Source organism: Brevundimonas sp. (genome assembly GCF_016463485.1).
Classification (GTDB): Bacteria; Pseudomonadota; Alphaproteobacteria; order Caulobacterales; family Caulobacteraceae; genus Brevundimonas.
The window spans coordinates 47,153-70,577 of the sequence record NZ_JAEMRD010000002.1; the positions used below are offsets into that span (position 1 = coordinate 47,153).

Sequence of the window (23,425 nt, forward strand, 5' to 3'; positions counted from 1 at the left end):
GTCACGATGGCCTGGGTTGTGTCGGTTCGCGTGAGTATCGGGTCAGGATCGCGGCGTGGGTCGGCATGGCTTCGACGGCCTGACCGATCACCGCCTGCATGCGTCCCAGACGTGCGGCCAGGTCCGCGATCGGCGTCTGATCGACGATCGGATGATACCGTCGCGGAATTAGGTTCTGGCCCATGAATACGGCGATCCAGCTGGAATCCTCGAAGGTTTCCTCGTCGTACAGACTGACGCGCCCGCGACTTGAGAACATTCGAACCTTGTGGGCCAGTTCATCCGGTGGAGCCGTATTGCGGACAGCGTCCCACAGCGGCTCGCCTTTGCGGGCGTTCGCCCGGTAGTGCAGGATCATGAAGTCCCGCAGCCGATCGGCCTCGGCCGCGATCAGACGATTGTACTCGGCAGCGGCGGAAGTCATCGAATCGTTCGACGGGAACAGGCCCAGCAGCTTGCTCACGCCACTCTGAACCAGATGCAGACCGGACGCCTCCAGGGGTTCAAAGGTCGTCGCCGACAATCCGATCGCGACACAGTTGCCGACCCAGGCCTGGGACCGCCGCCCATTTGAAAATTTGATCTGCGGCTGTGCGCCCGAGGCCTCGAAGGCGCTGGCCGAGACCCGCATGGTCCCGACGCCGTTCCCCAGAGGGGCCTTCCAGGACCAGCCGCCTCGCAAGGCCTTCGCCTCCGTCAGCGGGCCCAGGGCTTCGGCCGGGCCCAGGGCCACGCTGATACGATCGGACGGGAGCCAGTGCGAATAATCCACCCGGCCCGCGTCCAGGCGTGAAATCAGAGCACCCTTCTGGCCCGTCGCGTCGATGAACAGGTCCGCCTCGAACCGACGTCCGTCATCGGCGATGACGGCCTTCAGGCTTTCTCCCTCCGCCAGTCGCTCGATGTCCGCGAACCGTCCCGCGATCCGCTCGACGCCCGCGGCTAAAGCGACGTCTCGAACCAGGGCCACATAGTCGACGACGGGCAGGTGCAGCCCATAGGCCATCGTCGAGGTCACGGAGCGGGGGTCGTCCGACGGCAGACTGAACCGACCGGCTCGTCCCGCCACGGCTGCGACGGCGAAACCTTCAAGCGGCGGTGCCATCCCGGCCTGCTTGAGCCTCAGCCAGTGATGATGAAACGGCACCCCGTCCATCGTCCCGCCGAACTCACTGAACGGATGGATGTAGTCGTGATCTCTGCGGGTCCACGACCTGAACATCGTGCCCAGCCGGAAGGTCGCGTTCGCCCTGGCGATCAGGGTCGCCTCGGTCAGTCCCAGTGAGGCGTTGAAACCGTTCAGCGACGGCAGGGTTGCCTCGAACGGCCCCAGCACCCCGGTGTCCTCGATCTGGTCCGGGTCTTCCAGCAAGCGCACCGCCACGCGACCCCGCGTCGCCCGCGAAAGCGCCGCCGCCGTCATCCAGCCTGCCGAACCGCCACCGACGATGAGGACGCTGCGCGTCATGCCATGGCCTTGGCTGCACAGCAGGCCTTCACGAAGGCCTCATGCGAAGGCATTGCCGCCGCAGCCCGCTGCACGGATGTCCGCAGGGTCTCGAGCGTTTCGGCCAGTGCCGCCTCGGGTGCCCGATCGCTGAGCGCATCATAGGCTTCGGGTTCGATCCTCTGGCCGAAATAGACGGCGAGCCAGCTCGGCTCCAGAAACAGGCCATCGCGATACCGGGCGACGACACCGCGCTCCTTGAACAGAGCCACCTTCTCGGCGAGGCTGTCGGGGACCTCCATCGTCCGGCAATGGTTCCAGAACGGCGTGTCGTCCCGTTCCGTGGCGTTGTAGTGCAGCACCAGGAAATCGCGGATCCGGTCGTATTCCAGTTCCATGATCCGGTTGAACTCGTCGGCGTCGGTGGGATCGTGGTCCGCGTCGGGGAACAGCTCGATCAGATTGGTGATCGCGGTCTGGATCAGGTGGATGCTGGTCGACTCCAGCGGCTCCAGGAAGCCGCTGGACAGGCCGATGGCGACACAGTTGTGCATCCATTGCTTGCGCCGCCGCCCCGTCGTGAACCGCAACATGCGAGGCTCGGCGCGGGCCGGGCCCTCCAGACGGCCCATGACACGCTCCACCGCGTCATCGTCCGACAGAAAGGCGCTGGAATAGACATAGCCGTTGCCGACACGGTGCTGGAGCGGGATCCGCCACGACCAGCCGGCTTCCAGAGCCGTGGCGCGGGTATAGGGCGTCGAGGCCTCTACGGTGTCGCACGGCACCGCAACAGCGCGGTCGCACGGTAGCCATCGCGTCCAGTCCTCAAAGCCGGCCTTCAGCGCGCCTTCGATCAGCAGACCGCGGAAGCCGGAGCAATCGATGAACAGATCTGCTTCCAATCGCTCGCCACTGGTCAGGACGACGTTGCGGATGTGACCGTTGTCCCGGTTCAGCTCGACATCGACGACCTTGCCTTCACGTCGCACCACGCCTCGCGCCTCTGAATGCTGGCGCAGATAGGCGGCATAGAGCCCCGCATCGAACTGGAAGGCATAGGAGAATGTGGACAGCAAGGACCGGGGGTCGGTCTCCGGCCGCATGAACCGCCCCAAGCGCGCCGCCACGACCGGCAGGGAATAGTCGTGGATGTCGGCCGCCACGCCCGCGCGTCTCAGTCGAAGCCAGTGGTGGTGAAAGCCGACGCGCTCGATCGACCGTCCATAGGCGCCAAACGGGTGGATGTAGGAGTCGCCCAGGCGGCCCCAATCCCGGAACTCGATCCCCAGTTTGAAGGTGGCCTGAGTCCGGGCCATGAACTCGTCCTCGTCCAGACCCAGCCTCTGGTTGAAACTGCGGATGTGGGGAATGGTCGCTTCACCAACCCCGACCGTCCCGATCTCCTCGGACTCGACCAGTCGAATGCTCAGACCAGAGCGGTTCAGCAAGGTCGATAGGGCCGCCGCCGTCATCCAGCCCGCGGTTCCGCCACCCACGATAACGATCGTCCGGATACGTTCCGCCACCATGTCCGTTAGCGCTCCCAACCTTCTCATGGTTGACCACGGCCGACGCGGGTTCCGCAAGACGCTTTTGATTTGTGCAACGCAGCAAAATCAGGCGGTTATTTGACGCACCTTGCCAATACTCAGACACTTGAAGCGCCCTTCGGACTGCGGTATGTCTCGAACCAATGGTAGCGTTACCAAATCGCTACTTTATAACACTTGGGGAGAAAACAAATGCATCAGGCCGCCACCACAGCTGCGCCCGGTCGGGCCCACAACCGCCATTGGGCGCGTCATGGGGCCTCCGCGCTCGCTGTCGCCGCCGCCGTCTACGGTGCCCCCGCCTCGGCCCAGACCGCTCCGGCCCAGGACGATCCCGACGATACCGAGGTCGAGGAAGTGGTGGTCACCGGCATTCGTGGAAGCCTGCAAAGCGCCCAGACCATCAAGCGCAACGCCGAAGTCTTCGTTGATTCGATCAGCGCACAGGACATCGGTGCCCTCCCCGACCGTTCCGTCACCGAAGCCCTTCAACGCGTCCCGGGTGTCTCGATCGACCGCTTCGCCGCCGGTGTGGACCCTGACCACTTCTCCGTTGAAGGCAGCGGCGTCGTCGTGCGCGGCCTCACCTTCGTCCGTTCCGAGTTCAACGGTCGCGACGCCTTCACGGCCAACAACGGTCGCGCCCTCGGGTTCGCCGACGTCCCATCCGAACTCCTCGCCGGCGTTGACGTGTTCAAGAACCAGTCGGCCGACCTGATCGAGGGCGGCATCGCCGGCACGGTCAACCTGAGAACCCGCGTCCCGTTCGATCAAGCCGGAGACGTGCTGTCGGCCTCGGCCGAACTCAGCTACGGCGATCTGGCCGAGGAATACACGCCCACCTATTCGATCCTGGGCAGCAAGCGTTGGGAGAACTCGCTCGGCGAGTTCGGCTTCCTCGCCAACTTCGTCGATTCGCAGCTGAAGTCCCGCGGCGACGGCCAGCAGATTTCCAACTTCTCGCTGCGGTCGGGCATTGCATCGCAGCCGATCTATTTCCCGCGCGGCGCCTCCTTCCGCTCGCAGGAATTCGATCGCCAGCGCACCGGCTATGCTGCGGCAGCACAATGGCGCAGCCCTGATCGGACCATGATCGCCACGGCTCAGTTTCTGCGGTCCGAAGCGACCCAGGCCTGGACCGAGCATGCGGTCGAAATCGCCACCGACAACGTCACCTCCAACGGCGACTCGCGTCCGGTCCTCGGCACGACCTTCGAGTTCGGCGACGACGGCGTCTTCACCAACGGCACCATCACCGGCCCGACCGGCTGGCGCGCCGACCAACAGGACGGCCGCGACAACCGCAACCCCGAGTTCGGCCTCCAGAGCAACAATCAACGCCGGGATGTCTTCTCCGAGAACATCACCACGGATTACGGCTTCAACTTCAAATGGACACCGACTGACAAGCTGAAGTTCGCACTTGACCTCCAGCGTGTCGAATCGACGGTCGAGAACCTCGACGCAACCCTGTGGGCCTCGACCTACCAGAACGCTCAGATCCAGCTCCGCGGCGACGAGGTGCCGATCGTCACCTTCCTGCCGCCGTCGGAGAACGGCACCGTCAGGCAATGCCCAGCCACGCCGCCGACCCCGGACACGGATTGCCCGCGCTACTACAATGGTGCCAACGCCAACTTCAGCGACCCGTTCAACAGCTTCGTCCGCAACAACATGGACCATGCCGAGGACAGCGAGGGCGAACTGACGGCCATCAAGCTGGACGGCGAATACTCGTTCGACGAGGACAGCTGGCTTGAGTCCGTCCGGTTCGGCTATCGCCGCGCCGAACGCGAACAGACCACGCGCTTCTCGTCCTATAACTGGGGTGTGATCAGCGAACAGTGGGGCGGCGGCGGACCCGTCTGGCTAAACGACCTCGCCGACGGCGTTCCGACACCGAACGAGCAAGGCACACCTGGCACGGCCGGCACCCTCGTCGGATCGATGTTCGAGACCTTTGCCTTCAGCAACTTCTTCCGCGGCCAGGTTCCGGTCCCGACAGGAGATCAGCCGCGTTTGTTCTACAATCAGAACATCGTCCAGAACTACGACGCCTACGCCGCCTTCGGCCTTCTGGTCGGTGACGAATGGCGTGCCCGCCTGGGCGGCGACGGATGTCCGCAGAACTGGGTGCCCCTGGCCATGCGATGCGACGTCGTTCCAGGGACCCAGTACCGCCTGAACGAGATCAACCCGGTCGATGAACAGAGCGATGCGTTCTACGGAATGCTTCGATACGCCGGAGAGCTGTCCAACGGCGTCAGGCTCAGCGGCAACATGGGCCTGCGTTACACCACGACCAATCGTCAGGCTGGCGGGTATCTGGCCTTCCCCCGCGGTACCTTCAGCACCGAGGCGGAATGCGCCGCCGTTCCGGTCGGCACGACGCCGACGGCCTTCTGCCGGCTGGTCTCGCCTGCGAACCGCCAGGCGGCCCGCAACTTCGCCAATGGCGCGATCGTCGCCGATACGGCAGAGACGACCTTCGACTACCTCCTGCCGAGCTTCAACCTGAAGGCCGAGATGGACGGCGGGAAGATCTTCCGCTTCGGCTATTCAAAGGCCATTACGCCGCCGGACATCGGTCTCACGCGCAACTTCTTCAACGTGAACCTGTCGGCCAACGAACTCGACATCGTGGACGGGCGTCCGACCGGACGCTTCGCCGTCGGCAACCCGCTGCTCAAACCCATCCAGGCCGACAGCTTCGACGCCTCGTTCGAGTGGTACTACGGTAACCCCGGCTCGTTCACCTTCTCGCTGTTCTACAAGCGTCTGAGCGACGTCATCACCAACGGCACGGTGCGACAGGCCTTCACCAACAACGGTGCCACGTTCGACGCCGTGGTGACCACGCCGGTCAACTCGGACGAAACGGCGACCGTCAAGGGCTTCGAGGTCGCCTGGCAGGCCACGCTCGACTCCATCCTGCCTGAACGGTTCGCCGGCTTCGGCTTCAACGCCAACTACACCTACATCGACTCCGAGGGCGTTCCCCAGAGCACCCTGTCCAACACCGACCCGGACGTGGCCGCCGGACGTGTCGCCAACATCGACACCAGCCTGTTGCCGCTCCAGAACCTGTCGGAGCATACGGCCAACCTCGCCGGCTTCTACGAGCGCGGGCCGATCGCCATCCGCCTCGCCTATGCCTGGCGCTCCGAGTTCCTGATCACGCCGCGCGACGTCATCGTCCCATTCGCGCCGATCATGAACGAGGCGACCGGCCAACTGGACGGATCGGCGTTTTATTCACTCAACGACAACGTCAAGATCGGCATTCAGGCGGTCAACCTGACCGACGAGGTCACCCGCACGTCGCAGGTCCTCAACAACGACCTGCTGAGGACTGGCCGCTCCTGGTTCATCAACGACCGGCGCTTCACCTTCATCGTGCGCGCCACCTTCTAGACCCACCCCTGACGACCACCTCCAGCCCCGACGGTTCACCCGTCGGGGCTTTTTCTTTAGTCTGAGCCCATGGTCTCCGTGTCGCGTTCCGCCCTCCCCGAAGCGAGACCCATTCCGGTCCGGGCACTCCTGACCCGGCTGGAGTTCGAGCGCGACATTCTTCCCGCCTACAAGCCCGTCGTCATCAGGAACCTGGTTTCGCATTGGCCTGTCGTTCACGCAGCACAAGACAGCGACGAAGCCGTCGCGGCCTGGCTCAGGGCCCACGCGAACGACCAGCCGCTCGAGACCTTCTCAGGGTCACCCGAGATCGGCGGGCGCTTCTTCTATGACGACACACTGACCGGCACGAATTTCGAGCGCGGACAGGCGGCGCTGGTCGAAATTCTCGACCGCTTGCTTGGATACCGTGACGACCCGAAAGCGCCTTCTCTCTATGCCGGGGCCGCCGTTGCGGATGGTTGCGTCCCCGCGTTCGCGAACACCCACGTCCTGCCTCTGCTGGATCCCCGGGCCATGGCGCGGCTGTGGGTCGGCAACGCCGTCACCGTCTCGACCCACTATGATCTCTCGGACAACATCGCCTGTGTCGCCGCCGGCCGTCGGCGCTTCACCCTGTTTCCACCGGACCAGGTCAGGAACCTGTATGTGGGCCCTCTGGACTTCACCCTGGCGGGCCAGCCGGTCAGTCTCGTGTCTGTGAAAGACCCCGACCTCGAGCGTTTTCCCCGCTTTGCCGAGGCCATGTCGCACGCCGTGACGGCGGATCTCGGGCCGGGCGACGCCATCTATATCCCGCCGCTGTGGTGGCACCAGGTCGAGGCCCTGTCGCCGTTCAATCTACTGGTGAACTACTGGTGGAACGCCGCCGGTGCCCCACCCTCCCCGTTCGAGGCCATGATCCATTCGGTGATGACGGTGCGGCCCCTGCCGCCGGCGCATAGGGACGCCTGGCGTGCGATGTTTGAACACTACGTCTTTGAAGCCGACGGCGATCCCGCCGCTCATATACCTGTTCAGAGCCCGGGCGTCCTGGGCCGGATGACGCCGACGCTGGCGCGCCGCATTCGCGAATTCCTCGCCGCCGGCCTGCGACGCGGATAAGGGCCTACGGTGTCGCTCGAACTGGCCGATAGGTCAGGAAGATGTTGGCGGTCAGCCGGCCCTGGCGGGGATCGGCCGACAGCGCTTCCGGCCGGGGAATCTGGCCCGAATGGAGCAGGCAGCTCCGATAGACGATGACACGATTGAACACGCAGTCCGTCCGGTGCATCAGGGCAAACTGGGCCGTGTCGCCATTGATATAGCCCAACTGCGGCGGCTCCGCCTCAAGCTCCCGGTCCAGCGCGGACTGATAGGTCTCTAGACGATCCACCGTCAGAGTTTCGTATCCCGTGGACCGGTGACGATAGAAGGCCGTGCCGCCGAAGGCCGGATCGCACAGGTAGTGGAGAACCGCGAACTGGAGCGGATCGACCGTGTCCACATGCGGGATGCTTTGCGCCAGCCGCAGACGTTCGGGAGCCAGGGTCGCCAGGGCGAAGTTGCAACTGGCCCGCCAAGGCGCGACGTCTGGCAGATCGTAATGTTCGCGGATCAGGGGATCGAGAGCGCGGCTGAGGGCACCGACATACTCCAGCGGCGCGGGCGCGAGACGCCCCGGATAGAAATTGTCGCCGCCCGTCGCGGCGTCGGCGAAGGTTGACGCGCTCGCCGCGATCTCCACCAGGCGTTCAGGTTCCGTCACGGCCTCGTCAAGGACCAGCAAAGGCTCCCGCTCCGAACCGATCCTTTCGATACGCGCACTGGCGATGGCAGTGGGACATGGTGTCATCGCGCGAAGAATAGCCCTTATGTCAGACATATCCGAGACTATAGTCGTCGCCGATGCAGACCCCTGACCGCAATTCCGAAACCCTTCGCCACATCCTGGTGGTCGGCGGCGGCACGGCCGGCTGGATGGCGGCGGCGGCCCTGTCCAGACTCTCCGGAAACGGCGTGACCCGGATTTCTGTCGTTGAGTCCGAAGAGATCGGCACGGTCGGGGTCGGAGAGGCGACCATCCCGCCGATCGTCAGCTTCAACGGCCTGCTCGGCATCGATGAGGCCGACTTCATGCGCGCCACCCAGGCGACGTTCAAGCTCGGCATCGAGTTCGTTGACTGGGGCCGGACCGGCGGCCGCTACATCCATCCGTTCGGCCCTTTCGGCGTGGACATGGACGGCGTCCAGTTCCACCAGCACTGGCTTCGACAGCGCGCCGCCGGCGAATCCTCGCCCCTCGGCGCCTACAACCTCAGCACCGTCGCGGCCGAGGCTGGTCGCTTTATAAAGCCGGACCGCGACGCACCACCGGCCCTTCAGACGCTGAAGTACGCCTATCATTTCGACGCCGGTCTCTATGCCCTCTACCTGCGGCGTCATGCGGAGGCCAAGGGGGTGGTCCGGCACGAAGGTCGGATCGTCGACACCGTGCTTCGCGCCGGGGACGGGTTCGTCGAGGCGGTTATCCTGGCCGATGGCCGGCGTCTGGAAGCGGACCTCTTCATCGACTGCTCGGGCTTTCAGGGCCTGATCATCGAGAAGGCCATGCACGCGGGCTATGAGGACTGGTCGCACTGGCTGCCCTGCGACCGGGCGCTGGCGGTTCCGACCGAAAGGCTGACGAGCCTGGCACCCTATACCCGTTCCACGGCGGGGTCCGCCGGCTGGCGCTGGCGCATTCCGCTGCAGCATCGCTCCGGCAACGGCCACGTCTATTGCAGCAGCCACATCTCCGACGATCAGGCGCGCGCCGAGCTGATGGCCGGCCTGGACGCCCCTGCGCTCGACGAACCCCGCGCGCTGCGCTTCGTAACGGGGCGGCGAAGGTCGCAATGGGTCAAGAACTGCGTGTCTCTGGGTCTGGCCTCAGGCTTTCTGGAGCCGCTTGAGTCCACCAGCATTCACCTGATCCAGAGCGGGATCTCCAAGCTGATGACGATGATGCCTGACAGGCGCTTCGATCCGCTTCTGATCGCCGAATACAACCGGCTCTCGCAACAGCAGTTCGAACAGGTGCGCGACTTCATCATCCTGCACTACAAGGCGACGGCGCGCGACGACACGGCCTTCTGGCGTCAGGTGCGAGACATGCCGATCCCCGACTCCCTGGCCCGCAAGATCGACCTGTTCCGCGCCACCGGCCGGCTTTTCCGGTACGAGGACGAACTGTTCAGCGAAGCCAGCTGGATCGCCGTGCTTCTGGGCCAGGGCGTCATGCCCCGGACCTATGAGCCCCTCGCCGACACCCTCCCCGCAGCCCTGGTTCAGAAACGGATGGGCGTGCTGACGCGGGTCATCGGCGATCTCGTCGCCCGGATGCCCAGGCATGAGGATTTCATCTCGGCCTACTGCCGGGCGTCGTGACAGCAAAGGCGTCATCCGAAGATGACGCCTTACCTTTACAACCCGACTTTGAAGCGGGCGATCAGCTCCAGCTATAAGCGGTCTTGTGCTGGGTGAAGAACTCGGCGGCATTGTAGCCCTGCTCGCGGGCGCCGTAGCTGGACTTCTTCGATCCGCCGAAACCGACGTGATAGTCGACGCCAGCCGTGGCCAGGTTGACCATCACCATCCCGGCCTTGGACCGACGCTGGAAATCCCGCGCATACTTCAACGACGTCGTGGCGATCCCCGCCGACAGACCGAACTCGACCCCGTTGGCGATCTCCAGGGCCTCGTCATAGCTCTTGACGCGGATGGTCGAGGCGACCGGGCCGAACACCTCTTCGGTGTTGATCACGGCGTCGGGAGACGTGTCGGCGATCAGGGTCGGCTGGACGTACCAACCCGGATTGTCGAGGTTGAGACGGTTGCCGCCGGTGACGATCCGCCCACCGGCCGAACGGGCGATGTCGATATATTTGTAGCTAGTCTCCATCTGGCTCTCGGAAACCGCCGGACCCATCTGGGTCGACGGATCCAGGGCGTCGCCGACCTTCAGGGCACGGACCTTTTCCCCCAGGGCCTCGACGAAGAGATCGTGGATGCCGTCCTGGACGATCAGGCGGCTGGAGGCCGTACAGCGCTGTCCCGTGGCGAAGAAGGAACCGTCCAGCGCGATCGCCACGGCACGGTCCAGGTCGGCGTCATCGAGCACGACCAGCGGATTCTTGCCGCCCATCTCCAGCTGAACCCGGGCCTGACGCTCCATGGCCCCCTTCCCGACGCCCTGGCCGACACCTTGCGAGCCCGTGAAGGAGATGCCGTCGATGTCCTTGTGGGCCACGATCGCGCGACCGACGTCGCCGTCGCCGATGACCATATTGACCACGCCGGCGGGCAGGCCCGCCTCATGCAGGATGGCGATCAGGGCCTCGGCGGTCGCTGGGGTCGGACCCGCCGGCTTGATGACGACCGTATTGCCGAAGGCGATGGCGGGCGCGATCTTCCAGGCCGGAATGGCGATCGGGAAGTTCCACGGCGTGATCAGGCCGAATACGCCGACGGGCTGGCGATAGGTCTGGATCTCCACGCCCGGCCTTGTCGACAGCATGTTCTGGCCGTGGATGCGCAGGGCCTCGCCGGCGAAATACTTCAGGATGCGAGCGGCCCGCGCCGTCTCGCCTATCCCCTCGGCCAGGGTCTTGCCCTCCTCGCGCGACAGCAGCCGACCGACCTGTTCGCGGCGCTCCATCAGGATGTTGGACGCCTTGTCCAGGATGTCGGAACGCACTTCCGGCGAGGCGTCGGACCATGCGGGGAAGGCCGCCTTGGCCGCCGCGACGGCCAGATCGACCTCGGCCGCGCCGCCCTTGGGCGTACGGGCGATGATCTCGTTCGTGTTGGACGGATTGTGGCTCTCGCCGGGCCGATCTGCATTGACCTTCTCGCCGTTGATCCAGTGGGCGAGGTCGAGGGTGTCGGTCATGGTCGTATCCTTGGGGAGAGGTTCGTCATCTATGTAGGGTGGCCGCCCGGCCACGCGAATGCCGAACTGGCATGGATCGCGTGGCCGGACGCATTGATTGTCGGCTCAGCCCTGCATGTCTTCGAGCTCCTTGCCCTTCGTCTCCTGGATAAAGGAGCGGACAAGGAAGATGCTGATCACGGCCGATGCCGTGTAGAGGGCGTAGGTCCCGGCCAGGCCGATCCCGTCAGCCAGCGCAGGGAAGCTCTGGACGACCAGATAGTTGGCGCCCCACTGGGCCAGGCCCGCCACCGCCAGGGCCGAGCCACGCATCTGGTTCGGGAACATTTCACCCAGCATGACCCACATGACCGGGCCCCAGCTGAAGTTGAAGAAGATCACATACAGGTTGGCCGCGACCAGCGCGACGAGGCCTGCAGTGTCACTCAGAGCGAGATTTCCGGCAGCGTCGGCGCTGGCACCGCTGAACGCCCAGGTCATCGCAGCGAGCGTCACCGCCATGCCGGTCGAACCGATCAGCAGCAGAGGCTTGCGTCCGACCTTGTCGATCACGGCCAGAGCGACCAGGACGGCCGCGATGGATACGGCACCGGACAGGATGTTGCGTTCCAGCGCGACTTCTTCGGAGACGCCGGCCAGGCGCCAAAGCGTCTCGCCGTAGTAAAAGATGATATTGATGCCGACAAACTGCTGGAAGGTCGCGAGCATGATGCCGGCCCAGACGATGGGTCGAAACAGCGTCTTCTTCGACATCACGTCGGCGAAGCTGGGCTTGTGGCCCTTGTCGAAGCTGGCCTTGATTTCACCCAGCTTGCGGTCGGCCGCCTCGGCCCCCGAAAGGCGGGTCAGAACGGCGCGGGCCGCCTCGTCCTTACCGCGCATCACCAGATAACGCGGGCTTTCCGGAATCAGGAACAGGGCGCCGAGGAAGACGGCGGCGGGCACGGCCTGGGCCAGGTACATCCAGCGCCAAGCCTCTCTTCCGCCAATCTCGCCAAGGCTGCTTCCCGCCTGTTGAGCCAGGAAATAGTTGACCAAGAAGGCGGCGGTTAATCCAGTGATGATCATCACCTGTTGGACCGTGCTCATGCGGCCGCGAATATTGGCTGGCGCGACCTCGGAAATGTACAAGGGCGACAGAACGCTGGCGGCACCAACGGCCATGCCGCCGGCGAAACGCGCGGCGACGAACAGCCAGTGCACATCCGTGAAACCTTGGATAAGGGCTCCGACCAGGAACAGGACGGCGGCCATGATCATGACGGATCGACGTCCGACGACGTCGGCCAGTCGACCGGCGAAGAACGCGCCGAAGGCACAGCCGATCAACAGAGATCCTACGGTGAAGCCCAATCCCGTCGCATCGAGGTTGAACGCCTCCTGAAGGCCCGCCTGAGTGCCGTTCACGGCACCGCTGTCATAGCCGAACAACAGTCCGCCGATCGTCGCGACCGCCACGATGGCGATGATGAAGCCTAGATTGACGCGATCCATTCCCGCGCCGGTCGGCTCCGAGAGCCCCCCTGTTGGTCCAGCCATAGTCGTTATCCTCCCGATGGGCTCTTTTGGCCCGGATTGATCGTCGCCTCAGCGCCAGCCGGCGTCTACGAAATACTCATGCCCTGTAATCAAACGTGCATCGTCGGATGCCAGGAACAGCGCGAGTGCAGCAACGTCCTGCGGCTCAAGTCGGCCTTTCAGGCATTGCGCGGCGACAATCTCGGCTTCGCCTTCAGGTGTGTACCATTTCATCTGACGCGGCGTCTTGACGTTGCCGGGCACGATGCAGGAGACGCGAATGCCGTCGACCCCCAGTTCACGCGCCAGCGCCCGCGTCATCCCCTCGATCCCGGCCTTGGCCGTCTCGTAGAGCGACAGGTCCGGCAAGCCCAGGTGCCAGCTGATCGACCCCAGGTTCAGGATCACACCACTGCCCCGCTCGCGCATCCCCGGGGCCACGGCCTGGGCGGCGAAATACAAATGGCGAAGGTTCACCGCGATCCGGTCGTCCCAGTATTCCGGCGTCACCTCGGTCAGGCTGTGGCGATCGTCGTTCGCCGCATTGTTCAGCAGGATATCGACCGGACCGTACTCGTCGATGATCTCGGCGAGCGTGGACTTCAGTGCCGACAGGTTCTTCAAGTCACAGAGCATGAAGCGCGGAGCCGGCGTGAGTGTGGCCAGTTCGCTGGCCAGCGCCAGCGAGTCCGCCTCGGCGACATCCAGGAACACGACCCGGGCACCCTGACGCGCGAACGCCTCGGTCAGCCCGGCCCCGATGCCGGAGCCCCCGCCGGTGACCACGACCAGACGGTCCTTCAGCGACGGATAGATGGCACGGCTCATACGGCGGTTCCCAGAAGGCCGCGAGCGGCGAGATTGCGCATCAGACCCGAGACGCCGAGGGTCCAGGGCGGGGCCTGATCGCAGGTCGTCACCTTGTTCTCGAGAACACCAAGGCGCGGCGACGATACCCTGACCCGGTCGCCGATGTGATGGGTAAAGCCCTGTCCCGGCGCGTCGCGATCCTGGATCGGCGCGAACATGGTCCCCAGATAGAGGGCGAACCCGTCCGGATACTGGTGGGTCGTGCCGACGGTCTGACCGATCAAGTCCAGCGGGTCGCGGCTGATCAGGCTCATGGAACTGGCCCCCGTCATCACGAACCCGTCGTCTCCCGTCACCTCCAGCGAGACGACGGCGTTGCGCACATCGTCCAGGCTGAAACCGTCATCGAACAGTCGGATGAAGGGCCCCAGGGCTGCCGAGGCGTTGTTGTCCTTGGCCTTGCCCAGCAACAGGGCGCTGCGCCCCTCGATATCGCGCAGATTGACGTCATTGCCGAGCGCCGCTCCGACCGGCCGGCCCGTGGCATCGCAAACCACGACGACTTCCGGCTCCGGATTGTTCCACGCGCTGTCGGACCGAACCCCGACCCAGTCACCCCAGCCGACTGACGACAGCACCGGGGCCTTGGTGAAGATTTCGGCGTCCTTGCCGATCGCGACTTCCAGATACTGCGACCACAGGCCGTCGGCGATCAGGGCGTCCTTGAGCGCCATCGCCTGGTCGGACCCGGGTTTCACCGCCGACAGGTCGGCACCGACCCGTTCGGCCAACTGGGCGCGGATGGACTGGGCGCGGCCGGCATCGCCCCGCGCCCGTTCCTCGATCACGCGCTCGACCGCTGAAACGGCGAAGGTCACGCCCGACGCCTTCACGCATTGCAGATCGAGGGGCGACAGCAGCTTCATGGCGCCGGCGGACCCATCGTCCCACGCGACGGAGAACTCCATCTCGTCCAGAGCCCCCAGGTCGGGTCCCGTTGCCGTTCGGAGGTCGGCCCTCGCGGCGGCGTCGGCAGTGGTGGCGGCAAACTGCGAGATGTCGAGCACACGCCCACCTCGTACGAGGACGGGCGTAGGTCCCTCCGGCAACTCAAGCCGGCCCAGAAGCACGGCCTCGCGCCAGTCGGCGGGCAGATAGTCAACAATCTTGGTCATGGTCCCCCGCCGGAGCTTGCAGCTCGGTCGTTCTTGTTAGCGCTACCACATTCAACTCGCCTGCTCCCGGTGTCAAGCGATCTCCGGCCTCGCGGCGTCGACATCGGAGCCCTTGGACATGCACGCTTTCGCAAACAGGCCCGGCTCCGACGTCTGGTTCGGTCAGGCGGCGACGGTCAGTGTCGCCGCCTTCAGATCGACCGAGTTAGGCCCCGCACTGATGGTGAATGTGCCTGGCTCGACCACACGTTCCATGTCGATGTTCCAGAACGCCAGATCGCGCGGTGTCAGCTCGAATGTCACGGTGGTCTTGGCACCGGGAGCCAGGCTCACGCGCTCGAAATGCTTGAGTTCCAGCACCGGACGGGTGACGGACGCATGGTCGTCCCGGACATAGAGCTGAACCACTTCATCGCCGGCTCGCGCGCCGGTATTGATGACATCGACCTCCACCCGGACCTTTTCAAACCGTCCGATCGTGGACCGCGCCAGACGCGGCGTCGACACATCGAAGGTCGTGTACGAAAGGCCGAAACCGAACGGGAACAGCGGCGTCGTCTCGTCGAACAGATAGCCCCGGCGCGCCGTCGGCTTGTAGTTATAGAAGATCGGCAGTTGTCCCACCGACCGCGCGATCGAAACAGGCAGCTTGCCGCCCGGATTGACCTTGCCGAACAGGGCGTCGGCGACGGCGTGACCGGTCTCCTGACCCAGGTACCAGCCCTCGATCAGGGCATCGGCATTCTCGGCGACGAAATTCACCGACAGCGGCCGCCCGTTCAGCAGGACGATGATCGTCGGCTTGTTCAGGGCGAAGATTTCGCGGGCGAGATCGTTCTGCTGGCCGATCAGCTCGAGCGAATCACGATCGCCCAGGTGTTCGTCGGCCCAGGCCTCGCGGCTGGTCTGTTCGTTGTCGCCCAGCACCATGACGATGACATCGGCGTTGCGAGCCGTAGCCACGGCCTCGCGGATCAGGCCGGCGTTGACCTCAGGATCGACCAGATCGACCTTGTCCGCGCTCCACGAACGGCTCTCGGTGATCCGCACCGCCTCGGCATAATCGACGGCGAACCGGCCGCCGGCCTGAGCCTGGATGCCCTCCAGCACGCTGACGACGTGGGCCGGAACGTCACTGTATCCGCCGATCGGCGTGTCGCGCGCGTGGGTGCCCAGCACCGCCATTCGCGTGATCTTCGACGGGTCGAGGGGCAGCACATTGCCCTCGTTCTTAAGCAGGACCATCGCCTTGGCCGCCGCCTCGCGGGCCAGGGCGACCGCGTCCGGCGTCGCCGTCAGGGCGTCGGCGCGTCGGGCGTCGACATAGGGCTTCTCGAACGCGCCGGACAGGAATTTCATTTTCAGAACGCGCCGCACGGCGTCGTCGATCGCAGCGATATCGACCTTGCCGGCCTGAACCAGTCCCGGCAGCTTGGTGTAGCCCTCGCCATCAGGCAGTTCCATATCGACACCCGCATCGAGAGCCCGCATCGCGGCCTCCTCGATGGAGGCGAACATCTTGTGGCGCGTGTTCAGTTCCCGCACCGCGAAATAGTCGGACACGACGGCACCCTCGAACCCCCACTCCTCGCGCAGCACGTCATGCAGGAGCCAGCGGTTGGCGTGCGAAGGCAGGCCGTCGATCTCGTTGTACGACGCCATGACAGCCATGACGGGCAGTTCGGTGACGGCCCGCTCGAACGGCGGGAAGAAATTCTCGCGAAGTGTCCGCTCCGAGATGTTCGCCGGCCCAACGTTTGTGCCGTTCTCGGGCTGACCGTGGCCGGTCATATGCTTGAGCGTGACGAAGACCTTGTCGGGGGCCAGCGGCAGGGTGTCGCCCTGGAAACCGCGGATCGCCGCCAGACCCATCTCGGCGACCAGATGCGGATCCTCGCCATAGGTCTCCTCGATACGACCCCAGCGCGGATCGCGGGCGACGTCGACGACCGGAGCCAGGGCCAGTTGCGCACCCCGCGCCCGCATCTCACGGGCCGCGACGCCGAATATCCGCGTCAACAGATCCGGATCCCAGGTGCTGGCCAGGGCGATCGATTGGGGGAAGCTGGTCGCGCCGCGCGCCACATATCCGTGCAGGGCCTCTTCATGCAGGATCAGCGGAATACCCAGCCGGGTGTTCTCGACGGCCCATTTCTGGGCCGCGTTGGCATAGTCGGCCGTTTCGCGACCGGTACGGTTGACCGCGTCTCCGGCGGCACCGGCGGCACCGTTCAGGGCCGGATCGACACCGCGCTTGTCCTGAGGCCGAGAAATCTGTCCGAGTCCGTTTGGAAACGCAGTCGTTGCCTTGGCCGGATCGAAGTCGCCGGCCGGATTCTGGATCAGCCCCTTGGTCTCCCAGATACCGACCATCTGGGCGACCTTCTCTTCCAGCGTCATCCGCTGAAGCAGATCCTCGACGCGGCGGTCTACCGGTTGGCTGGGGTCACGATAGAGGGCGTCCGCGTCCGGCCTGGCCAGGCTCTGGGCTCTTGCGACACCGGGCATCTGCGAGAGTGCGAGCGCAGACGCGAAACTGGCCAGCAGTGTGCGACGACCAAACGTCATCTGTTTACCGGTCACGTCGGTCATCTCGTCTCTTCCCTGTGTACTCACCGGTTTGTCCGGCGATGATAGCGCTAACATCACGATAGGGCGCATTTCGGTGTCCGGTCAATGGTCGCCGGGTGCCGAATTCCTGTACAGGGAGATGTCAGATCCGGATGCCGTCATGCCTTCCAAGACCAAGCCACCGTTCACACGTCCATCGTCCGGCCAGGGACGCCTGCACGGGGCCATCGCTCGTGACCTGGGAACGTCGATTGTCTCCGGCAAGCGGCCGCCCGGAGAAATCCTGGCCAATGAGATCGAATTCAGCGAACAGCTGCAGGTTTCCCGCAGCGCCTATCGTGAGGCCATCCGTATCCTGGCGGCAAAGGGTCTGGTGGAAAGCCGGCCCCGGACGGGTACGCGCGTCCTGCCGATGGAGCGGTGGAACCTGCTGGATCCCGATGTGCTGGCCTGGTTCTTCGAGAGCGAGCCCAGTCGTGTCATGGTCGACGGCCTGTTTGAACTGCGCCTGATCGTCGAGCCGGCCGCCGCAGCTCTGGCCGCCAAGCGCCGTACGACCGAACAACTCACCCAGATGAGGAAGGCGCTCAATGACATGGAGCGCCTCACCCTCAAGACCGAGGCCGGCCAGGCGGCGGACAGAGATTTCCACCAGGCCCTGCTGGTTGCTACTGGAAACCCGCCGCTGATCAGTCTGGCGTCCACCATCGGAGCCGGTGTGCGATGGACCACCCACTACAAACAGCGCAAGCGCCGCCTGCCCCCGGATCCCATGCCGGAGCACTGGCGGGTCTATGACGCGGTCGCCGCCGGAGACGCCGAAGAAGCGCATGCTGCCATGGAGGCTCTGGTGAATCACGCCCTGGCTCAGACCGCCGGTGCCATGAATGAGCGATGACACCGGTAGCATTTGCTTGCCAAGCTAAAGATGCTTCGCTAATTGTCTGAGTAAATCCACTCAGAGATTCGCCATGGCTAAACCGCTGCGTTCACGCGCCTGGTTCGACAACCCGCAAAACCCCGACATGACGGCCCTCTATCTGGAGCGGTACCTGAACTACGGGCTGACGCTGGAAGAGTTACGATCGGGCAAGCCGATCATCGGCATCGCTCAGACGGGGTCAGACCTGGCCCCCTGCAACCGGCACCATATCGAATTGGCCAAACGCGTTCGTGAGGGCATTCGCGAACAGGGCGGCATCGCTCTGGAGTTTCCGGTCCACCCGATCCAGGAAACAGGCAAACGTCCGACCGCCGGCCTGGATCGCAACCTCGCCTACATGGGTCTGGTCGAGCTCCTGTATGGCTACCCGCTGGACGGTGTCGTCCTGACTATCGGCTGCGACAAGACCACACCCGCCTGCCTCATGGCGGCCGCCACGGTCGACATCCCCGCCATCGCCTTGTCGGTTGGACCCATGCTGAACGGCTGGCTCAAAGGCGAGCGGATCGGCTCGGGCACCATCATCTGGAAGGCCCGCGAGATGATGGCCGCCGGCGAACTGGACTACGAAGGATTCATCAATCTGGTCGCCACCTCGGCCCCCTCGGTCGGCTACTGCAACACCATGGGCACGGCATCGACGATGAACTCCCTGGCCGAGGCCCTGGGCATGTCCCTGCCCGGCTCCGCCGCCATCCCGGCCCCATATCGCGAGCGGCCCCAGGTCGCCTATCTGACCGGCAAGCGGATCGTGGACATGGTGCATGAGGATCTGAAGCCCTCCGACATCCTGACCCAAGACGCCTTCCACAACGCCATTGTCGTTAACTCGGCCATCGGCGGCTCGACCAATGCGCCGGTGCACATCACGGCACTGGCCCGGCACTCGGGCGTCGAACTGCCGATCGAGGAGTGGCAGACCCGTGGACACGCCGTTCCCCTGCTGGTCAACCTCCAGCCGGCCGGGACCTATCTAGGCGAAGACTTCCACCAGGCCGGGGGCGTCCCCGCCGTCGTGGCCCAGCTCATGAGCAAGGGCCTGATCCGCGAAGGCGCGATGACGGTCAACGGCAAGACCATGGGCGAGAACTGCAGAGGCGCGGAAATCCAGCTGCCCGACGTTATCCGCACCATGGAGTCTCCGCTGGTCGAGGACGCGGGCTTCCTCGTCCTGAGCGGCAACCTGTTCGACAACGCCATCATGAAGACCAGCGTGATCGCCGCCGAGTTCCGCGAACGCTACCTCGCCAATCCCGACGATCCCAACGCCTTCGAGGGCCCTGCGGTCGTCTTCGACGGCCCCGAGGATTACCACCACCGGATCGACGATCCCGCCACCGCGATCACCGAGAAGAGCATCCTGATCATGCGCGGCGCGGGCCCGCTCGGCTATCCCGGCGCGGCCGAGGTCGTGAACATGCGACCGCCCGCCTACCTGATCAAACAGGGCGTGACGGCCCTGGCCTGTATCGGCGACGGCCGCCAGTCGGGCACCTCCGGCTCCCCCTCGATCCTGAACGCCTCGCCCGAGGCCGCGGCCGGCGGGAACCTGGCCCTGCTCAGGACCGGTGACCTGGTCCGCGTCGACCTGAATACCTGCCGCGTGGACGTTCTGATCGACGAGGCCGAACTGGCCGCGCGCCGCGCCGCCCTCGATGCAGCAGGCGGATTCAAGATCCCGCCGTCGCAAACACCCTGGCAGGAACTGCAACGCGCCACGGTCGGCCAACTGGGAACGGGCGCGGTACTGGAGCCTGCGGTCAAGTACCACCGCATCATCGACAAGTTCGGCAACCCTCGCGACAACCACTAGCCAAGCCCGGAACGACTTTCGGATCTGATCAATCGTGCCGTTGCGCCCTGAAGCCCGCGCCCGGTAGGTTGGGCCATGACTGTCCGTCCACGCCGCAGCGCCCTCTACCTGCCCGCCTCCAACGCCCGTGCGATCGACAAGGCGCGGACTCTGGATTGCGATGTCGTGATCCTCGACCTTGAAGACGCCGTGGCACCCGATCTCAAATCGCTCGCCCGGGACCAGGCGGTGGCGGCGGTGCGCGCCGGCGGCTTCGGACGGCGCGAACTGGTGGTGCGTGTTAACGGCCTGGACACCCCTTGGGGCGAGGACGACCTGACGGTCTTGGCCGGGGCGGCCCCCGACGCGATCCTGGCCCCGAAGGTCAGTGATGTCGCGGCGATCGAGGCCTACACGGCGCGACTGCCGACCGGGACGTCGCTGTGGATCATGATCGAGACCGCCATCTCCCTGTTCCGGCTGGAGGCCATGGCGGCATCGGCCCGAACCGGCCCCCTCGCCGGTTTCGTGCTCGGGACCAACGATCTCGCCGCCGAAATGGGAGTCCAGACCGACGCCCTGCGTGCGCCCTTCCTCGGGGCCATGGGGCTGGCGGTCGCGGCGGCCCGGGCCCATGGGCTGATCATCCTGGACGGGGTTTTCAACACGCTGGACGATGCCGAAGGCTTCGAGACCCAGACGCGACAGGCCCTTGAGTTTGGTTTCGACGGCAAGACCCTGATCCATCCGTCCCAGATCGCGCCCTGCAACGCGGTCTTCACGCCAGACGCGCGTCAGGTCGCGGCCGCACAGACCGTTGTCGACGCCTTCGCCGACCCGACCAACGCCGACAAGGGCGCGATCCGCCTGGACGGCCGGATGATCGAACGGTTGCACCTGCGACAAGCCGAGCGAACCCTGGCGGCCGCCCGGGTCTAGCGCGCCGGCAGGGCGGCCCCGACCAGAGCGTAACAGTCCGCCCGCGTCGGCCGATCTCCGACCAGCACGCCGTAAGCCGCCCGCACAGAACAGGTATCGGCCAGGCTGAGCTGGCCCAGCCAGCGGTCGGCGTTGCAATAATTCATGATGGATGCCGGATCATAATAGGTCTCGCCCGCCGCGATGGTCTCGGGCGTCGTCGTACGCGCCAGACAGTTCGGAGCGCGCGGGCTGACGTGGTCGTGCGAGAAGCCAAGCGCGTGACCCAGTTCATGCAGGGCGTCGGCATAGAAGCAGCGGAACTCCCCGACATAGCCGCGCGGCCCGCACAGCCGGTTGGTGACCAGATATTCGGCGTTCAGCACGATCCGCCCGCCGTCCCTCAGGCTGACGCCCCGGTGGCTGGCCGAGGCGAACATCTCGGGATCGTGGACGATGCGAATGGCCACACGCTCGGGGTCGCTACAGGTCTCGGCGAAGTCGAACTTCACGTCGGCCTGGGCCTCCCACACCCCGGCGGCGGCCCGGACCTGTTCTCGGGCCCAGTCATCCTCGACCGCCCCGGCCTCGAAACACATGGGAATCCGCCCTTCGGGCCACAGATCGACCTGCGGTGGCGGCGCAGCCATGGCCACAGGCGGCGGCGGGGGTGTAGGCGCAGGCGGCGGCGCACCGGCGGGCTGCTGCTCCTGTACCGTGGCGCAGGCGTGCAGCCCCACGGCGAGGATCGCGACGGCGACCGTCAGGAGCCGTCGGGCGCTCATGACCAGCGAATGTCCGTCAGGGTCACGTTCAGTTCCAGCACCCGTCCCTGCGCAGGCGGGCGGCGCACCGAAGGCGTCAGATCCTCGGCGGTGACCCCGACCGCGATCGGCCCCTCGCTGCGCTGGGCCAGGTTCAGGATCTCGTCGCCGAAGTTGAAGCCGATGGCATAGGCGTCATGCGGCATCGCATGGTGGGCCATCGACCCGTCGCTCATCATCCCCAGGTGGACGAACGTCGGTGAAGAGCCGAGCGCCAGGGTCCGCGTCCCGCCGGTCATGGCGATCTCGAGTGACCGATCCAGCAGACGCCTGTCCATCGCATAGGCCACCGAGCCCACACCCGAGATCATCAGGGTGTCGTCGGCCGCCCTGAGCCGCGCAGTCAGATCGTCGGGAAACACGATCCGCATCGCGCTCTCGCCCGGCCGGGCCTCGGCCCTCAGCTTGTAGACGGTCGATCCGATCGGCGTCCGCGTCGTCGCCCCGGCCGGTCCCTGGCTGGCCACGCTGAACAGGGGAAACGGGTAGAGCTGATCGTATCGGTACCCCAGCGAGCGGGTCTCCACGACCTGCCCCGCGCGCCAGGTGCCGGTGTTCTCGCCGTCCGGACCGATATAGCCCTCGACCTTCTCGGCGGACCAAGCGGCGGGGTAGGTGCGGCGGGCCAAGGCCTGCCAGGTCGCCCAGACCCGGTCGATATTGCAGTGGTGCATCCAGAACACCGGGTCCTGGGCCGCCGTCTCTGTCCGGCCCATCAGCCCGCCGACCAGCACGTGGATATGGTTGTGCCCATAGGCCTCGACCGAGCCTGCCCCGGTCGGCATCCGGCCGCAGAAGGTGGTGAAGTCGTCGGACTGAAGCCGGGCCACATTGCGCGACGTCGCCCACCGCGCCTTGGAGTAGTCCAGCTCGTTGGCCCCCGGTGCCCGCTGGCGCTCGTATAGCGGCAACCCCGGCGTGGTGGTCCAGCTGGGCAGGAAACGATCACCCTGCCAGTCCCAGTAAGGCAGGGCGAATGTCCCGTGCCCCGTCAACCGACCGATGATCCGCTCCAGGTGGGCCAGTTCCAGCCGGTGCCAGGGCAGGAACAGCGCGTTGCCGTGCTTGGCCTGCTCCCGGTGCAGGCGGACCTGCCGCGCCCAGGACCGGTTGTCATTGCGGCGCTTCATCAACGACACGCCTTGCGCAAAGGCCATGACATCGTCGCTGGTCGCCGTCAGGGTCGATGCGGCGCGGCGCACGCGCGGCGACGTCGCCTGGGCCCAGGCCTCGGTCCCGCCCAGCCCCAGCCCGGCCGTCAGCCCGCCGGCGAGCGCGTGCCGTCGATCGATCTTCATGGTCGCCCCCGTCTCGCTCCCACGCGAGAGGTCAACCGTTCATCAAACACCGTCATCTGTCCAGCCGCCTAGCGCGAACGGCGAGTTCCCGTGAAAAGTTTCAGCCGCCGGGCAAGGCTGGCGCATGCTACATCGCGCGCCCATGTCCTTGCCTCGCCGGGCGTAACCCCCTAACTCCACCGGCAATATTCGAGACTTCATTCAACGCCGGCTCATCGCCGTCGGACCCGCAGAGCGGGGTTCAGCACGG

The 23,425-nt window shown here is 65.4% G+C and carries 16 protein-coding genes; 6 read left to right on the plus strand and 10 right to left on the minus strand.

From position 1 onward, the window contains the following. Position 1: 1 nt before the first annotated feature. Both JHC99_RS00950 and JHC99_RS00955 read right to left on the minus strand, forming a co-directional pair. A complete protein-coding gene (locus JHC99_RS00950; RefSeq protein WP_292151596.1) occupies positions 2–1,468 on the minus strand; it encodes a tryptophan halogenase family protein in 1,467 nt (488 codons plus the stop codon). Next, a complete protein-coding gene (locus JHC99_RS00955; protein WP_292151597.1) occupies positions 1,465–2,979 on the minus strand; it encodes a tryptophan halogenase family protein in 1,515 nt (504 codons plus the stop codon). Before JHC99_RS00955 ends, JHC99_RS00950 begins: the two co-directional genes overlap by 4 nt. A 213-nt stretch (positions 2,980–3,192) precedes the next feature. On the opposite strand from JHC99_RS00955, the gene JHC99_RS00960 reads away from it, so the two are divergent. Continuing rightward, the gene (locus JHC99_RS00960; RefSeq protein WP_292151598.1) at positions 3,193–6,414 is read left to right on the plus strand and encodes a TonB-dependent receptor; all 3,222 of its coding nucleotides are present in this window, start codon (positions 3,193–3,195) and stop codon (positions 6,412–6,414) included. A gap of 78 nt (positions 6,415–6,492) precedes the next feature. After that, positions 6,493–7,518, plus strand: coding sequence for a cupin-like domain-containing protein (locus JHC99_RS00965; protein ID WP_292151599.1), 1,026 nt, complete (start codon positions 6,493–6,495; stop codon positions 7,516–7,518). A 4-nt stretch (positions 7,519–7,522) separates the two neighbouring features. Here JHC99_RS00965 and JHC99_RS00970 read toward each other — a convergent pair whose 3' ends face one another. After that, positions 7,523–8,278, minus strand: coding sequence for a DUF6445 family protein (locus tag JHC99_RS00970; RefSeq protein WP_366927696.1), 756 nt, complete (start codon positions 8,276–8,278; stop codon positions 7,523–7,525). Positions 8,279–8,301: 23 nt separating this feature from the next. Here JHC99_RS00970 and JHC99_RS00975 point away from each other — a divergent pair, with 23 nt between their 5' ends. After that, positions 8,302–9,822, plus strand: a complete 1,521-nt coding sequence (locus tag JHC99_RS00975; protein WP_292151601.1) for a tryptophan halogenase family protein — start codon at positions 8,302–8,304, stop codon at positions 9,820–9,822. A 61-nt stretch (positions 9,823–9,883) separates the two neighbouring features. On the opposite strand, the gene JHC99_RS00980 is transcribed toward JHC99_RS00975, so the two are convergent. From JHC99_RS00980 to JHC99_RS01000, 5 genes are all read right to left on the minus strand, one after another. After that, positions 9,884–11,326, minus strand: coding sequence for an aldehyde dehydrogenase family protein (locus JHC99_RS00980; protein ID WP_292151602.1), 1,443 nt, complete (start codon positions 11,324–11,326; stop codon positions 9,884–9,886). Between the two features lie 105 nt (positions 11,327–11,431). Further along, entirely contained in the window at positions 11,432–12,865 is a 1,434-nt protein-coding gene (locus JHC99_RS00985; RefSeq protein WP_292151603.1) for a sugar porter family MFS transporter, read from the minus strand. Positions 12,866–12,913: 48 nt separating this feature from the next. Continuing rightward, complete coding sequence (locus JHC99_RS00990; protein ID WP_292151604.1) at positions 12,914–13,672, minus strand: SDR family oxidoreductase; 759 nt, start codon at positions 13,670–13,672, stop codon at positions 12,914–12,916. After that, the gene (locus tag JHC99_RS00995) at positions 13,669–14,829 is read right to left on the minus strand and encodes a fumarylacetoacetate hydrolase family protein (protein ID WP_292151605.1); all 1,161 of its coding nucleotides are present in this window, start codon (positions 14,827–14,829) and stop codon (positions 13,669–13,671) included. Before JHC99_RS00995 ends, JHC99_RS00990 begins: the two co-directional genes overlap by 4 nt. 162 nt (positions 14,830–14,991) lie before the next feature. Next, positions 14,992–17,421 carry a glycoside hydrolase family 3 N-terminal domain-containing protein gene (locus JHC99_RS01000; protein WP_292151606.1) on the minus strand — a complete coding sequence of 810 codons (2,430 nt, stop codon included), beginning with the start codon at positions 17,419–17,421 and terminating at the stop codon, positions 14,992–14,994. A gap of 139 nt (positions 17,422–17,560) precedes the next feature. Here JHC99_RS01000 and JHC99_RS01005 point away from each other — a divergent pair, with 139 nt between their 5' ends. From JHC99_RS01005 to JHC99_RS01015, 3 genes are all read left to right on the plus strand, one after another. After that, entirely contained in the window at positions 17,561–18,298 is a 738-nt protein-coding gene (locus JHC99_RS01005; RefSeq protein ID WP_292151607.1) for a FadR/GntR family transcriptional regulator, read from the plus strand. 73 nt (positions 18,299–18,371) lie between these two features. Beyond that, a complete protein-coding gene (locus JHC99_RS01010; protein WP_292151608.1) occupies positions 18,372–20,156 on the plus strand; it encodes an IlvD/Edd family dehydratase in 1,785 nt (594 codons plus the stop codon). Positions 20,157–20,231: 75 nt separating this feature from the next. Beyond that, the gene (locus tag JHC99_RS01015; RefSeq protein ID WP_292151609.1) at positions 20,232–21,074 is read left to right on the plus strand and encodes a CoA ester lyase; all 843 of its coding nucleotides are present in this window, start codon (positions 20,232–20,234) and stop codon (positions 21,072–21,074) included. Here the strand turns inward: JHC99_RS01015 and JHC99_RS01020 are convergent. Beyond that, positions 21,071–21,838, minus strand: coding sequence for a hypothetical protein (locus tag JHC99_RS01020; RefSeq protein WP_292151610.1), 768 nt, complete (start codon positions 21,836–21,838; stop codon positions 21,071–21,073). The two genes, JHC99_RS01015 and JHC99_RS01020, sit on opposite strands and share 4 nt — an antisense overlap. Next, complete coding sequence (locus JHC99_RS01025; RefSeq protein WP_292151611.1) at positions 21,835–23,175, minus strand: tyrosinase family protein; 1,341 nt, start codon at positions 23,173–23,175, stop codon at positions 21,835–21,837. Before JHC99_RS01025 ends, JHC99_RS01020 begins: the two co-directional genes overlap by 4 nt. Positions 23,176–23,425 lie beyond the last annotated feature (250 nt).

What these genes read in the sequence shown, in the direction of transcription:
- JHC99_RS00950 (WP_292151596.1), bottom strand. Translation starts at nt 1,468, where the DNA reads ATGACGCGCAGCGTCCTCATCGTCGGTGGCGGTTCGGCAGGCTGGATG.
- JHC99_RS00995 (WP_292151605.1), bottom strand. Translation starts at nt 14,829, where the DNA reads ATGACCAAGATTGTTGACTATCTGCCCGCCGACTGGCGCGAGGCCGTG.
- JHC99_RS01010 (WP_292151608.1), top strand. Translation starts at nt 18,372, where the DNA reads ATGGCTAAACCGCTGCGTTCACGCGCCTGGTTCGACAACCCGCAAAAC.
- JHC99_RS00980 (WP_292151602.1), bottom strand. Translation starts at nt 11,326, where the DNA reads ATGACCGACACCCTCGACCTCGCCCACTGGATCAACGGCGAGAAGGTC.
- JHC99_RS00985 (WP_292151603.1), bottom strand. Translation starts at nt 12,865, where the DNA reads ATGGCTGGACCAACAGGGGGGCTCTCGGAGCCGACCGGCGCGGGAATG.
- JHC99_RS01015 (WP_292151609.1), top strand. Translation starts at nt 20,232, where the DNA reads ATGACTGTCCGTCCACGCCGCAGCGCCCTCTACCTGCCCGCCTCCAAC.
- JHC99_RS01020 (WP_292151610.1), bottom strand. Translation starts at nt 21,838, where the DNA reads ATGAGCGCCCGACGGCTCCTGACGGTCGCCGTCGCGATCCTCGCCGTG.
- JHC99_RS00990 (WP_292151604.1), bottom strand. Translation starts at nt 13,672, where the DNA reads ATGAGCCGTGCCATCTATCCGTCGCTGAAGGACCGTCTGGTCGTGGTC.
- JHC99_RS00970 (WP_366927696.1), bottom strand. Translation starts at nt 8,278, where the DNA reads ATGTCTGACATAAGGGCTATTCTTCGCGCGATGACACCATGTCCCACT.
- JHC99_RS01025 (WP_292151611.1), bottom strand. Translation starts at nt 23,175, where the DNA reads ATGAAGATCGATCGACGGCACGCGCTCGCCGGCGGGCTGACGGCCGGG.
- JHC99_RS01005 (WP_292151607.1), top strand. Translation starts at nt 17,561, where the DNA reads ATGCCTTCCAAGACCAAGCCACCGTTCACACGTCCATCGTCCGGCCAG.
- JHC99_RS01000 (WP_292151606.1), bottom strand. Translation starts at nt 17,421, where the DNA reads ATGACCGACGTGACCGGTAAACAGATGACGTTTGGTCGTCGCACACTG.
- JHC99_RS00960 (WP_292151598.1), top strand. Translation starts at nt 3,193, where the DNA reads ATGCATCAGGCCGCCACCACAGCTGCGCCCGGTCGGGCCCACAACCGC.
- JHC99_RS00975 (WP_292151601.1), top strand. Translation starts at nt 8,302, where the DNA reads ATGCAGACCCCTGACCGCAATTCCGAAACCCTTCGCCACATCCTGGTG.
- JHC99_RS00955 (WP_292151597.1), bottom strand. Translation starts at nt 2,979, where the DNA reads ATGGTGGCGGAACGTATCCGGACGATCGTTATCGTGGGTGGCGGAACC.